Here is a 14,382-nt window from a genome sequence, read left to right on the forward strand (position 1 = left end):
TATTATTTAGCCAATAAAAGACAGCTATCCTAACAGTACTTAAAAGCTATTAGCCATATATACTCAGTATGAGGTCGTAGTGTTCAATCGAGAAAAATAGTTCTTGTTTTGTTCAGTAATTAGAAGTTTTAGATTCTATTATTTCGTCGCTGTAATTGTATCTACTAGTGTCTGTACAATTTAGGGTCTATAAACGTTTTGACGTATCCATCCTTATAAAAAATGAAAAAGCCAGCAGTGTAGTGCTGGCCAAGATCTACTTAATAGAAATTTGTATTCACTTACGCTTTCGCAAACAGGTAAGTACGGTAACCACCAAGTAGGTTACGTGCTTTGTAACCGTTGTTTACTAACTGACGATACGCCACGTTTCCGCGCAGACCTACCTGACAGTAGATGATGATCTCTTTGTCTTTTGGCAGCTCATTCATGCGTTGACGAAGTTGGTCAACAGGAATGTTAACTGCACCTGGTAGGTAACCGTTTTGTAGTTCACCTGGGTTGCGAACGTCCAGCAACAATTGGTCTTCTGTAAGGTTATCAATCTCATCAAAGTGAATCGCAGTTGAATCGCCTTTGATTAGGTTGTTTGCCACGAATGCCGCTTGGTTGATGACGTCTTTCGCACTGCCGTATGGTGGAGCATAGGTCAGCTCTAAGTGCTGTAGCTGCTCTACTGTCATACCTGCACGTTGAGCAACAGCCATCACGTCGATACGTTTGTCGATGCCATCTTTACCCACCGCTTGCGCACCGAAGATTTTGCCTGATTTAGGATCGAACAACATTTTGAACGAAACCACTTCAGCACCTGGGTAGTAGCTCGCGTGGCTGGCCGTGTGTACATACACTTTTTCGTATTCAACGCCTTCACGTTTTAGCTGCTTCTCGTTCTTACCGGTTGAAGCGACTGCCAAATCGAAGATCTTACAAATCGCAGTACCTTGAGTACCTTGGTAAGTTTCTTTACGACCTAACATGTTGTCTGCTGCCATACGACCTTGACGGTTTGCAGGTCCTGCAAGAGGAACCATAGTTTGTTTGCCCGTCACAAAGTCTTTCTCTTCGATAGCATCACCCACAGCGTAGATAGATGGGTCGCTGGTTTGCATGTAATCGTTAGTGTAAATACCACCAAGCTCACCGATTTGCAGACCCGCTTCTGACGCCAGTTTGGTTTCAGGACGCACACCAATCGCCATAATTAAGATATCAGTAGTGAGAGTTTCACCATCGCTCAGTGTTAGCTCAAGCGAGCCATTTATGTGTTGGTGTTCTTTCTGACCTGAGTCCATGCTCGCTAGTGAAGTTGTTGGTTTGAATTCAACCGCTTTCAATGCCGTGCCTAAACGTAAATCGATACCTTTAGCGCGGATTTCTGCGTGAGCAAAACCCGCCATTTCACGATCTACAGGTGTCATCACTTGGTCTGCCATTTCTAGCAACGTGGTTTTAATACCAAGCTGATGGAACGCTTCCATCATTTCCAAACCGATAAAACCGCCACCGACAACTGTTGCGTGGTCAACTTGGTTGGTATTAATCGTTTGGATAATTCTATCCATATCTGGAATATTGCGCAGTGAATGCGTCAATGGGTTATCTAACCCCGGAATTGGCGGAACAATCGGACCCGCACCTGGGCTTAGAAGCAGAAAATCATAGCTTTCTGTGTATTCAGTTTGATCGAGAAGATTACGCACAGTAATGGTTTTTTCTGCGCGATTAATGCGGAGCACTTCATTCATTACGCGAACATCAACGTTAAAGCGAGCTAAGAAACTCTCTGGCGTTTGAAGCAGAAGATTGCCGCGTTCTTTGATGTCTCCACCGATGTGATATGGCAATCCGCAGTTGGCGAAAGAGACGAACGGCCCACGTTCAAACATAATAATTTGTGCATCTTCGCTTAAACGACGAGCACGAGCCGCGGCAGAAGCACCACCTGCAACACCACCAATGATCACGATCTTAGTCATAATTTACTCCAAGTTTTGTTCTGGCTCGAAAGGCTAACAAAGCAATTTGTCAGTCTTATGACGAGCAACTAACGTAAGCCTAATTTTTTCAGAAAATAAACTGCTGGACATATCCCTGTGAAGGCACTTTGAATCAGGTTGGCACCAACAAATACCGTCAACCAAACAAAGTTAGGGTGGACGAATGCAGTCAAAATTACTGAGATCAGTATCATACTGCCCGCTAATACTCTTACACCGTTTTCAATAGTCATATTATTACCCTCCGTTGGATTAATGAGCTCACTATAGAATCTTTAATTAGAAATGTCTAATGTTAATTTAACTAATTTTATAATTGCTAAATAAGAATTGACTAATGTAGTTTTGTTAGTAGAATCTAATTCATCGAGTTAAATGAGGGTAAGACGATGGAAGCTGTCAACATTAATACAATGAAGCAAAATGCAGCGGAAGTGTCTGAACTGCTAAGAATTATGGCGCATCCAGAGCGCTTAATGGTTTTATGCCAACTGACGAAAGGTGAAGTCGGTGTGGGTATGTTGCAACAAGGCTCAGCATTGAGTCAGTCTGCTTTTTCTCAACACTTAACCGTGTTACGTAAACATGGTCTTATTAAGGCTCGTAAAGAGTCGCAACAAGTGTTTTATTCGCTCGCAGACAATCGTGTAACACAACTGATTCAAAGTCTACAAACGACATTTTGTGGATAATAATTTTAAATTAAAAACTTTAACTTATAGAGGTAGTTATGGCGTTTTCCATTCCATGGGAATCTTTGGCAGGAGGCATTCTATTAGGTATTTCAGCGACATTGATGTTGCTAATGAACGGGAAAGTAGCAGGTATCAGCGGTATTTTAACTGGCTTGATGACACCAAAAACGAAGGATTTCGCGTGGCGACTATTGTTTGCTTTGGGGATGATTTCTGGTGGTGTACTGGCTGCGTTGATGCTCGGTGGTGAAGCTCCGGTTCAGTTCGAAACAAGTAGTGCGATGCTCGCAATTGCGGGTCTATTAGTTGGCGTTGGTACCCGTTTAGGTAACGGATGTACTAGCGGACATGGTATCTGTGGCATCGGGCGTTTATCTAAACGTTCTATTGTCGCTACCTGCGTATTTATGGCAGTAGCAGCAGCAACGGTGTTTGTCCGTTTCCATGTTCTTTAATTTTAGCTTTTAGAGTTAAAAATAAGCTTAAAACTCAGTGAGTTAAAAACCAGATTGGTTTAAGGACTGGGTTTGTTTAAAACTGATAGGTGCATTCAAATGAATAATATGTTGTTTCGATTAACGTCTCTGTTGGCGGGTGTGTTGTTTGGTATTGGTATGATCATTTCTGGCATGGCAGACCCTGCAAAAGTGTTGGGTTTCCTTGATGTCGCTGGAAATTGGGATCCGAGTTTGATGTTTGTCATGGGTGGCGCACTGATGGTGTTTATGCCTGCTTACTTCTTACTGATTAAACCAAAACAAAAGCCAGTGAATGCTGAAACATTCTGTTTAGCCACGAACAAAACAGTAGATGGTCGTTTACTTAGCGGTGCGGCGATCTTCGGCTTGGGCTGGGGTATTGCGGGTATTTGTCCGGGACCTGTGGTTTCAAGCCTAGCACTGGGTAACTCTGGTGCTTGGATTTTCTTCGCTTGCATGATGGTTGGTCTAGGTGCAACGAACTTATTGATCTGTATTAATAATAGTAAACATGCTGAATCACAAACAGCTTAATCACACTATGCTATTAGTGGTATAGGAATCGAGTATAGGTAGCGACTTATACAAACGAAACTTAGATAAATGAAATAGTAGCGAGCGGTATCTAAGCACTAAGGAGAGTGACTTATGAGATGGTTAACTTTGAGTATTGCTGCGGCACTCGCAAGCACTGGCTATGCGAACGCAGAACAAGCCAGTGAACGTTACATCGTAAAGAGTGAGTCACTCGCGCAAGTTGTGCAACTTGATGGCGTGGTTCAGCCCATTAATCAGGGTACGGTAGCTTCACAAACATCGGGCCGCATTGTTGGCTTAAATGTCGATGTGAATGACTATGTGAAAAAAGGAACAGTGCTGTTGGAAATCAGCGCTGTTCAGCAATCCGCTTCTTTAGATGCTGCTCAGGCTCAGTTGGCAAGTGCGATTGCACAAGACAGGGAAGCTCAAGCGCAAGTGAAACGCTATCGTCAACTTTTCCCCAAAGGTGCTATTTCACAAGACGTGATGGATTCTGCTGAAGCAAGAGCTCGCAGTGCATCTGCAGCGGTGAAGTCTGCTCAAGCAGCGGTTGCTCAGGCCAAAGAATCTCTTGGTTATACCAGTGTGACCGCGCCTTATGACGGTGTCGTAACTCAAAGACACGTTGAACTGGGTGAAACCGTCGCTCCGGGAACCCCGCTTGTCAGTGGCTTCTCGATTGACAAACTTCGTGTTGAGACTGAAATTCCTCAACGCTATCAACCCGCAGTGTCTGACGTTGCTCAATTTGAAGTCGTTTCGCCTCAAGGTGAACGTATACTTCCAACGCAGTACAGCTTGTTCAGCTATGCGGACCCGCAATCTCACACCTTTAAAATCCGTCTGAATTTACCCGAAGATATCTCGACTTTTGTTCCGGGCATGTGGGTGAAGACTGAATTCCATTACGGCAACAGAGACACGATTCTGATTCCGAACAGTTCAGTGGTTCGCAGAGCCGAGCTGAGTTCTGTATACCGAATTCAGGATGACAGCCGAGTGCTTAATCCAGTGCGATTAGGACAAACCTATGGCGATTACACCGAAGTGTTGTCTGGCCTTGAAGAAGGCGATGTCATTTCGACTACCGCTCTAAACGCAGAAGGTAAGTAATTATGGACAAACGACTCGGCATTTCGGGTCGCATTGCCGCGGCCTTCCAAAATTCTGCTATGACACCTTTGCTCGCTTTAGTCGGGCTGTTGATGGGGCTTTTCGCGGTCATTGTGACGCCGAAAGAAGAAGAGCCTCAAATAGATGTAACATTTGCAGACGTTTATATTCCATTCCCCGGCGCTTCTCCTGCTGAGGTTGAAAGCTTAGTAACCACGCCTGCGGAGCAAGTGATCTCTGAAATTCAGGGTATAGACAAGATTTATTCGTTCTCTCAGCCTGACGGCACGATGATTGTTGCCATATTTGATGTTGGTGTAACGCGCAATGACGCTGTGGTTCGTATCTACAATAAACTGTATTCCAACAAGGATTGGATGCCTCAAGGTGTTGGGGTAGGTGAACCTATTATTAAACCCAAGGGCATTGAAGATGTGCCTATTGTGACCATCACTTTGGCGGATAAGAGCGGTGAGTTTGATCAGCAACAGCTGACTCAAGTCGCCCACGGTTTAGAAACCGAACTGAAGCGCATTGATGGTACTCGCGATATTTACACTGTGGGTGGGCACAACACCATCGTTGATGTGCGTCTTGACCCGGTGAAAATGAACAGCTTTGGTATCACGCTTGATCAACTGAATCAGCATCTGCCTTCAGCGAATTCAAGTTCGACCATGCTGTCACTCACTCATGATAACCAACAATTTCCGGTTCAAGTCGGTCAGTTTCTCACTCGTGTGGAAGAAGTCAAACAACTGGTTGTTGGCTTACACAACAATACTCCTGTGTATCTGGAAGATATCGCGACTGTGAAATTTGGGGTCAACACACCAACGCAAAATGTTTGGACCAGTGATAAGCAAGGTATTTATCCAGCGGTGACGTTGGCGATCGCCAAAAAAGGTGGTGAAAACGCGGTAAATGTAGCGAACGCTATCGAGTCTCGCTTGGTTGAGTTAGAAAACCAACTTATTCCTCAAGGTATTGATGTTGATATTACCCGTGACTACGGTAAAACCGCCGCGGATAAAAGTAACACTCTGATTGGTAAACTTGCGTTTGCGACCACTGCGGTGGTTATCTTGGTGGTACTAACCATGGGTTGGCGCGAAGCAGCAGTTGTAGGCTTAGCAATTGTGGTTACTTTGATGATCACGCTATTTGCTTCATGGGCATGGGGTTTTACACTCAACCGAGTCTCATTGTTCGCTCTGATATTCTCAATCGGTATTCTGGTCGATGATGCGATTGTGGTGGTGGAAAACATTCACCGACATATGGCAATGGGTAAGCAAAAGCTGAGCGAGTTGATCCCACCAGCGGTTGATGAAGTTGGTGGGCCAACCATTCTCGCGACATTAACGGTCATCGCGGCACTCTTACCTATGGCATTTGTGTCTGGCTTGATGGGGCCATATATGAGCCCAATTCCAATTAATGCATCAATGGGCATGCTGATTTCATTAGCGGTGGCATTTATTGTTTCGCCATGGCTGGCTGGGCATTTCTTAAAACCCGCGGCGCATGGTCATCAAGAAGGTGGCGCAACCAACTCTATATTCCATCGCATCATGACTCCGTTTGTGACGGCGAAAAATCAGGGTCGTAATCGTTTTATGCTGCTGTTGGCTATTCTGGCTTTGATTGCGGGATCTATTCTGCTACCTGTGTTCCAAGCGGTTGTACTGAAGATGCTGCCGTTTGATAACAAATCAGAGTTTCAAGTTGTGCTGGATATGCCGGAAGGTACGTCTCTGGAGAGAACTCAGCGCGTATTGTTCGAAATGGGAGCAGAGCTGAACAAAGTGCCAGAGATGGAAAGCTACCAAATCTATGCAGGTACTGCCGCGCCGATCAACTTCAACGGTTTGGTTCGTCACTACTTTATGCGCAATCAGGCGAATCAGGGCGATATTCAGGTTAACCTTGCCGGACGCAAAGAGCGTGATCGAGACAGTCATGAAATCGCCAGCTCCATTCGCCCTGTATTAAAAGCTGTTGCAGATAAATTTGGTGGTAAGGTGAAAGTGGTTGAAGTACCACCGGGTCCTCCTGTCTGGTCTCCGATATTGGCGGAAGTTTATGGCCCAACACCGGAGATTCGTAATGCAGCCGCAAGACAAGTCAGAGAAGTGTTCCGCACTACTCAAGATATTGTCGATGTTGACATGTACCTGCCAGAGCTGCATCAGAAATGGCAAGTAGTGATCGACAGAAGCAAAGCGTCTCACTACCAAGTGCCTTATGCTTCGATTGTTGATGCCTTGGCAACGTCGATTGGCGGAAAACCTGTGACTTATCTGCACAGTGAGCACAGCAAGTACCCGATTCCAATTCAGATTCAGGCGAGTGAAACAGCAAAAGTGCGTTTAGAACAAGTGCTGAATATGAAAGTGGGCAGCATGACGGGTAGCGCTTATCCACTGTCTGATTTGGTAACGGTTCGTCAAACGCCTATGGAAGATTACATTGTGCATAAGAACTTAGTGCCTATGGTCATGGTTGTTGGTGATATGGCGGGAAGCGTAGATAGCCCACTGTACGGTATGTTTAACGTGGGCAGTGAACTGGACAAAGCAATGGCTGTTGATCAGTACTACATCAATCAGCCAGATGGTTTAAACGGCATTTCTATTCTGTGGGATGGTGAGTGGACAATCACTTATGAAACCTTCCGCGATATGGGTATCGCTTACGCTGTCGGTATGATTTTGATTTACCTATTAGTTGTAGCGCAGTTTAAGTCGTATTTAGTGCCGTTGATCATCATGGCGCCAATCCCGCTAACCATTATTGGTGTGATGCCGGGGCACGCCCTATTAGGCGCACAGTTCACGGCAACTTCAATGATCGGCATGATTGCCTTAGCCGGTATTATCGTGCGTAACTCGATTTTGCTGGTGGACTTTATCAATCAACAAGTGGAAGAGGGTATCGAGTTCTCAGAAGCGGTGATTCAGTCGGCGGCGGTACGTGCCAAACCTATTATGTTGACGGCGCTGGCTGCGATGATAGGCGCGGTATTTATTCTAGATGACCCGATCTTTAACGGCTTGGCTATTAGTTTGATTTTCGGGATATTTGTATCAACAATTTTGACCTTGTTGGTTATCCCTGTCCTATACTACGTAGTGATGAGAAAACGCTTCGAAAAAAGTCCTGTTTAGGTATAGGGATTTGTAGTCAGTAAGCTTGTGTTAATGCCTCACAATGTAAGCCAATACAGAGTGAGGCATTTTTGTGTTTATCACTTTTGAATCGCCGTATCTGCTATTACTGTCTCTGTCATCACCAGTTATCCATTACCAGTTGAGCTGAGACACAATAGGGCAGTGATCACTTAAGTGGTAGTTGAGCGCATCTTGGTCTTTATAGACCATTTGTTTGGGCGGCGTTGCGTTCAGTTTAGGGCTGACAATCATGTGGTCAATCACCGAGCGAAACTGATGCAGCTGTGAAGCATCATTACGTTTGCGAACCTTGCATGAAGCCTGAGTATTGAGGGTTGCCAGTTCAGGTTTCTGTTTCAAACCCTGAGTAAACTCTTGCCACAACCAGTCGCCTTTAAAGCTCAGGTTGTGATTGAAATCCCCCATAATCACATATTCCTGTCCCTGTTTTTCACGCTCTTTAATCCAACGGTTCAGACTTTTTCCTTGTGCTAACAGAGTCTGACAAGTCTCTTTCTGAGAATAGAATTTCCCTACACAACCCGCTTTGAGGTGTAATGAAAGCGCATGAACAGGTGTGGCACTATCGGGGTAGAGAATGACATAAGAAGCAAATCTTAGTTTGTGATTCGCTTTGCCGTACAAGTCTATGTCTTTGGGATCAGAAAAAGGCACGTTATTACGAATGGCAAAGCCCGTGTATTGATTGATGTCTGAAAACTGGTGGCTAGCATATTTCGGCATCTTTCTGTCAGACAGAACGATAGTGTATTCGGGTTGGCTTACTCGCTTAAAAGCGTCGATGCTATCGACTTCCTGAAAAGCAATTACATCCGCATTGAGTTTCTCAAAATAGCCTTTCAGAGCAGAAAAATCGTCACTGTTTCGCTTCCCTTCATAGACATTATGGTTTGGATTGACGGTGAGCCATTCCATATTCCAAGTGCTCATGGTTAATTTTTCAGCATGCGCAGTGAGTGGTATCACTAAGGAAATCACACTTACAAATAGAGCATAAAATAGGCGCATTTTTTCAATCCTTGTGTCGTGTCTTTTATCGAGATTTTGGCAGCGCTTAATCTATCAGGCTTCCTAAAAAATCAACAACGGATATCACAATTTTTGCGGTTTGCAGCATTTCTTACAAGTTTGAGATCTTGAGCTGTAAGTTTGAATCAATTCTGCTCGGTGGTCCAAATCCATTGATCTATATCAATACTCCAACTTGATGTCGGAGGTTAAATACGCCACAACATATAGTGTCAGTTGGATAATAAAAAGCCCTATATAGTGTGTTTGTGGATAAGTCTGTGAGTATGCTGGGGTAAGGAGAAATTTTGAAACCTATCGTGATCAAACGTGATGGCTCTAAAGCCCCGTTTAACAGGGATCGTATTCAATCTGCAGTTGAAAGTGCCGCAGATCATGTGGATAAAGAGTTGGCTATTTACGCTCTTAATGTAGCACTTGCTGTTGAACTGAAATTGAAAGATTACGAAGAAGTTCACATCGCCGAAATTCAGACGATGGTAGAGAACGAGCTAATGCAAGGTCCGTACAAAGCATTAGCTCGTTCATACATTGAGTATCGCCATGACCGCGATATTTCTCGTGAAAAGCAAAGCGCATTGACCAGAGAAATTGAAGGCTTAATTCAAGAAAGCAACGCCGATCTGCTAAACGAAAATGCCAACAAAGATGGCAAAGTGATTCCAACACAGCGTGACCTGTTAGCAGGTATCGTTGCTAAGCACTATGCGAAAACTCGCATCCTGCCTCGTGACATCGTTCAGGCTCATGAAGAAGGTGATATTCACTATCATGACCTTGACTACGCACCATTCTTCCCGATGTTTAACTGTATGCTGATAGATTTGCAGGGCATGCTGACACACGGCTTTAAAATGGGTAATGCGGAAATTGATACACCAAAATCAATTTCGACTGCGACAGCGGTAACGGCTCAAATCATCGCTCAGGTTGCAAGCCATATCTACGGTGGTACTACAATCAACCGTATCGATGAAATTCTTGCGCCTTACGTAGCCGCGAGCTACGAGAAACATTTAGAAATCGCTAAAGAGTGGGACATTCACAGCCCTGAAGAGTTTGCTAAAGCTCGTACCGAGAAAGAGTGTTATGACGCATTCCAGTCTCTCGAATACGAAGTAAACACACTTCACACGGCGAATGGACAAACACCATTTGTAACGTTTGGTTTTGGCTTAGGCACTTGTTGGGAATCGCGTTTAATTCAGAAGTCTATTTTGAAAAACCGTATAGCGGGCTTGGGTAAAAACCGCAAAACAGCGGTGTTCCCTAAACTGGTATTCGCGATTAAAGACGGCTTGAACCACAAGAAAGCCGATCCAAACTACGACATCAAACAGCTTGCGCTGGAATGTGCGTCTAAACGTATGTACCCAGACATTCTCAACTACGACAAAGTAGTAGAGGTTACGGGATCATTTAAAACTCCAATGGGCTGCCGTAGCTTCCTGAATACATACGAAGAAAATGGTGAGCTTGTTCACGAAGGTCGTAACAACCTTGGTGTAGTGAGCTTGAACCTGCCTCGTATTGCTTTGAAAGCGAATGGTGACTTAGATAAGTTCTACGAACTGTTGGACGGTAAACTGAAACTGGCTCGCCGTGCGCTTGAAACTCGTATCAGCCGTTTAGAGAAAGTGAAAGCTCGTGTTGCTCCAATTCTGTATATGGAAGGCGCGTGTGGTGTTCGTCTAAAAGCTAACGACTCCATTACTGAGATTTTCAAAAACGGTCGCGCATCCATCTCTCTTGGTTATATCGGTGTGCATGAAACGATCACTGCACTGTTTGGTGCGGACGAGCATGTGTATGACGATGCAACTCTGCGTCAACACGCAATTGATATTATCCAACGCTTGCGTGAAGCCGTTGACCAATGGAAAGAAGAAACAGGTTATGCATTTAGTCTGTACGGTACACCTAGCGAAAACTTATGTAGCCGCTTCTGCCGTATCGATGCAAAAGAGTTTGGTGTTATTGAAGGTGTCACTGACAAAGGTTATTACACCAACAGCTTCCACTTGGATGTGCAAAAAACAGTAAACCCATACGATAAGATCGATTTTGAGATGCCTTACCCAGAAATTTCGAGCGGTGGCTTTATCTGTTACGGTGAGTTCCCGAACATGCAACGCAATATTGAAGCGTTAGAAAACGTCTGGGATTACAGCTACTCTCGAGTGCCTTATTACGGCACAAACACACCGATTGATGAGTGTTACGACTGTGGCTTTAATGGCGAATTTGAATGTACCAGCAAGGGCTTTGTATGTCCGAAGTGCGGCAACCATGATTCGTCTAAAGTATCAGTCACTCGTCGTGTATGTGGTTATTTGGGTAGCCCTGATGCTCGTCCGTTCAACTTCGGTAAACAAGAAGAAGTTAAACGTCGCGTTAAGCACCTATAAACGAAATACGATTGAGCAATGAACTACCACCAATATCATCCTATTGATGTGGTCAACGGACCGGGGACACGCAGTACACTGTTTGTCTCCGGCTGCGAACACAACTGTAAAGGTTGCTATAACCAGAGCACATGGTCTTTGCGCTCTGGTCATCCCTATACTCAAGATTTAGAAGATCGCATCATTGCGGACTTGAACGATACCCGCATACCGAAACGTGGTTTGTCGTTGTCCGGTGGTGATCCTCTGCATCCGCAAAACGTTTCTGCCATTCTTCATTTGGTGAAACGTGTTAAGCAAGAATGCAGCGGTAAAGATATCTGGCTATGGACGGGTTATCTGCTCTCGGAACTGAGCGAAGCGCAAAAACAGGTATTGGAATACATTGATGTGCTGATAGATGGCAAATTTATCAAAGATCTTGCCGACCCGAGCCTAGATTGGCGAGGCAGCAGTAATCAAGTTATCCACTACCTCAAATCTTAAGCATAGTTTTAATGATTAGCTCCGGTTTAGGAGCTAATAACTTGCCAATAAACAAGTATCTTGAGCCGTTTCAGCGATAGTGTTACTTTGAAACTCATCACTTGAATTTCAAAAGGCTGTGACTTTCATGTTCTCTCATTTAACTGCTCCAACTCTTGACCCAATCATTTCTCTGTCGGCGGCTTTCCGCGAAGATCCTCGCGCTGAAAAAGTCGATTTAGGCATTGGTGTTTATAAAAATAGCTCGGGCGAAACGCCAATCATGCAAGCAATTTTGCAAGCTCAAGATATTGTGGCGAAAACACAGAAGTCAAAGTCGTACGTTGGCCTTGCAGGATGCGAAGAGTTCAACCAGTGCATGGTTGATTTGGTGTTGGGTGATACGCCTGTGCGTGATCGACTCTCTGTAATTCAGACTCCGGGTGCCAGTGGGGCATTGCGTATGCTTGCTGATCTCATGCATTTTGCTCAGCCAGAAACAACGGTTTGGCTAACAGACCCTAGCTATGTCAACCACAAACCAATCATGGAAGCTGCAGGGCTTAAAGTGAAGTTTTACAGCTACTTTAGCCAAAAGACCAAAATGGTGAACGCTGATCGCATGCTTGCGGACTTGGCGCATGCTGGGCCAAAAGATGTAGTTGTTGTGCATGGTTGTTGTCACAACCCAACGGGAGCCGATATTGATTTTTCGGCTTGGCAGGCGATAACGGAACTGGCACAGAAAAATGGTTTTATGCCTTTTGTAGACATTGCCTATCAAGGCTTTGGTGATGGTCTACAGGAAGATGCAAAAGGTATTCGCTACATGGCAGAGCGTGTAGAAGAGATGCTGATTACGACCTCATGTTCAAAAAACTTTGGCCTTTATCGCGAACGTACTGGGGCTGCAATGGTGCTGGGAAAAAATGCGACAGAAGCAACCAATGCTAGGGGGAAACTGCTGACTTTAGCGCGCACCACCTACACGATGCCGCCTGACCACGGTGCAGCTTTAGTAAAAACTGTATTACAAAGCGATTCATTAACCATAATTTGGAAGAATGAGTTGGTTGAAATGCAACAGCGTCTGTTAAGTCTTCGTAAAAGTTTATGTAACCAGTTGAGAAATCAACACAATACTTCACAATTTGATTTCATAGAAAGCCACAAAGGTATGTTTACTATGCTAGGCTTAACAGCAGAGCAAATGTTACGACTACGCGAAGACTTCGGTATCTATGGGGTTGCTGATAGTCGTATTAACATTGCTGGTTTAACAGAAAAAGACATCCCTTATGTGGCGGATGCGATAATGAAAGTTTTATAGATATTTTTCAGTTTGAGTAGGTGAACGAATGAAACAACAGTGGAAATTTTTAATTCCTTTGATGCTGAGTGGCGGATTAATGGCTTGCTCTACAACGCCTAACGAAGGTGATGCAAAGGATCAAGCTGTTCAAGTTGAAGAACCTAAACAAGAGGTTTCTCAACCAGAAAGAGACCTTAGTAAATATGAAACCGTAACGCCAAAGGTTGAGCCTATTGCTGAACCTAAGCCGGAAGTAAGACCTGAACAACAACCAAAGCCGGATCCTAAGCCACCGGTAGTGGTTGACGCCAAGAAGACAGCGGATGGTCGTTTGATTCTTGGGGAGCAAGAGTGGGTTTATGTTACGGGCTTAAAAGAGAACTTCCGTGCACGTATTGATACAGGTGCGACAACTTCTTCAGTGAGTGCTGTCGACGTTGTACCATTCGAGCGTGACGGCAAAGACTGGGTAAAATTCAAGATTGCACACGACGATGTGATGAGCAAAGAGTTTGCTTTACCTGTTGAGCGTTGGGTTGATATCCGTCAGTCAAGTGCAGAAGGCACACAACGTCGTGCTGTTGTTATGGCGTGGATCCAAATCGGTGATTTGAAAGAATATACTGAATTTACTCTTACAGACAGAAGCCACCTGACTTTCCCTGTGTTGCTAGGTCGCAGCTTCTTTAAAGATGTTGCGCTGGTGGATGTAAGCCGTAAGTACATTCAGCCAAAACATAAGTAAGTTTTCGTATAACTTTTAACTTTTGAAGAGCCAGCGAAAGCTGGCTTTTTTGTGAATCACTGAAAGGGTATAGCTGGAGTTAATATCCTTTTCAGCTCGGTCACTTTTATTTCAGTAATGATGGTTACTAGAGAGCCTAATATTGTTAAACCTGAGAATAAAACAGCACTAACCAGTTCGCCATTTGTGATGTTATACATGGAAATCATTGCCCAAAGCATGGTCAGTGAAGGTGTAAGTATTTGTCCATATGAGTAGTTGAGGCACTCGCGACTTAAGTCCCAGGATACAGTCACTTTATTGGCTATACCGCCTAGCTTCACTTTGTACTTACCTTGATCAAATTGAAAATTGTATCCATGAATGGTTAATATTTCAGTAAGCGAAGAGATTTGCATTGTT

13 protein-coding genes are annotated in these 14,382 nt (G+C 44.4%); 9 read left to right on the forward strand and 4 right to left on the reverse strand.

What is annotated here, in order from left to right; translation table 11 throughout:
• Nucleotides 1-281: 281 nt before the first annotated feature.
• On the reverse strand, nt 282-1,979 hold the full coding sequence (locus HKI82_RS16060) for an FAD-dependent oxidoreductase (RefSeq protein WP_102942179.1): 1,698 nt from the start codon (nt 1,977-1,979) through the stop codon (nt 282-284).
• A 68-nt stretch (nt 1,980-2,047) separates the two neighbouring features.
• Complete coding sequence (locus tag HKI82_RS16065; protein WP_102942180.1) at nt 2,048-2,233, reverse strand: YgaP family membrane protein; 186 nt, start codon at nt 2,231-2,233, stop codon at nt 2,048-2,050.
• A 156-nt stretch (nt 2,234-2,389) separates the two neighbouring features.
• Here HKI82_RS16065 and HKI82_RS16070 point away from each other — a divergent pair, with 156 nt between their 5' ends.
• From HKI82_RS16070 to HKI82_RS16090, 5 genes are all read left to right on the forward strand, one after another.
• Entirely contained in the window at nt 2,390-2,692 is a 303-nt protein-coding gene (locus HKI82_RS16070; RefSeq protein ID WP_102942181.1) for an ArsR/SmtB family transcription factor, read from the forward strand.
• Nucleotides 2,693-2,730: 38 nt separating this feature from the next.
• A complete protein-coding gene (locus HKI82_RS16075) occupies nt 2,731-3,150 on the forward strand; it encodes a YeeE/YedE family protein (RefSeq protein ID WP_102942182.1) in 420 nt (139 codons plus the stop codon).
• A gap of 99 nt (nt 3,151-3,249) precedes the next feature.
• The gene (locus HKI82_RS16080) at nt 3,250-3,708 is read left to right on the forward strand and encodes a YeeE/YedE family protein (RefSeq protein ID WP_171138542.1); all 459 of its coding nucleotides are present in this window, start codon (nt 3,250-3,252) and stop codon (nt 3,706-3,708) included.
• A gap of 114 nt (nt 3,709-3,822) precedes the next feature.
• On the forward strand, nt 3,823-4,827 hold the full coding sequence (locus HKI82_RS16085; protein WP_102942183.1) for an efflux RND transporter periplasmic adaptor subunit: 1,005 nt from the start codon (nt 3,823-3,825) through the stop codon (nt 4,825-4,827).
• Between the two features lie 2 nt (nt 4,828-4,829).
• Nucleotides 4,830-7,997 carry an efflux RND transporter permease subunit gene (locus tag HKI82_RS16090; RefSeq protein ID WP_171138543.1) on the forward strand — a complete coding sequence of 1,056 codons (3,168 nt, stop codon included), beginning with the start codon at nt 4,830-4,832 and terminating at the stop codon, nt 7,995-7,997.
• Between the two features lie 135 nt (nt 7,998-8,132).
• Here the strand turns inward: HKI82_RS16090 and HKI82_RS16095 are convergent, their stop codons facing one another.
• Nucleotides 8,133-9,029 carry an endonuclease/exonuclease/phosphatase family protein gene (locus tag HKI82_RS16095; protein WP_240956739.1) on the reverse strand — a complete coding sequence of 299 codons (897 nt, stop codon included), beginning with the start codon at nt 9,027-9,029 and terminating at the stop codon, nt 8,133-8,135.
• A gap of 308 nt (nt 9,030-9,337) precedes the next feature.
• Between HKI82_RS16095 and nrdD the strand changes: the two genes are divergently transcribed.
• The 4 genes from nrdD to HKI82_RS16115 all read left to right on the forward strand — a co-directional run bounded on the left by nrdD (nt 9,338) and on the right by HKI82_RS16115 (nt 13,980).
• Nucleotides 9,338-11,458: an anaerobic ribonucleoside-triphosphate reductase gene (gene nrdD, locus HKI82_RS16100; protein ID WP_171138544.1), complete on the forward strand. Its 2,121-nt coding sequence runs from the start codon at nt 9,338-9,340 to the stop codon at nt 11,456-11,458.
• 18 nt (nt 11,459-11,476) lie between these two features.
• Entirely contained in the window at nt 11,477-11,944 is a 468-nt protein-coding gene (nrdG, locus tag HKI82_RS16105; protein ID WP_171138545.1) for an anaerobic ribonucleoside-triphosphate reductase-activating protein, read from the forward strand.
• A gap of 127 nt (nt 11,945-12,071) precedes the next feature.
• Entirely contained in the window at nt 12,072-13,253 is a 1,182-nt protein-coding gene (locus HKI82_RS16110) for an amino acid aminotransferase (RefSeq protein WP_171138546.1), read from the forward strand.
• Between the two features lie 28 nt (nt 13,254-13,281).
• On the forward strand, nt 13,282-13,980 hold the full coding sequence (locus HKI82_RS16115; protein WP_102942188.1) for an ATP-dependent zinc protease family protein: 699 nt from the start codon (nt 13,282-13,284) through the stop codon (nt 13,978-13,980).
• A gap of 56 nt (nt 13,981-14,036) precedes the next feature.
• On the opposite strand, the gene HKI82_RS16120 is transcribed toward HKI82_RS16115, so the two are convergent.
• Complete coding sequence (locus HKI82_RS16120; protein WP_102969586.1) at nt 14,037-14,378, reverse strand: hypothetical protein; 342 nt, start codon at nt 14,376-14,378, stop codon at nt 14,037-14,039.
• Nucleotides 14,379-14,382 lie beyond the last annotated feature (4 nt).

This window comes from Vibrio plantisponsor (assembly GCF_013041605.1).
Classification (GTDB): Bacteria; Pseudomonadota; Gammaproteobacteria; order Enterobacterales; family Vibrionaceae; genus Vibrio; species Vibrio plantisponsor.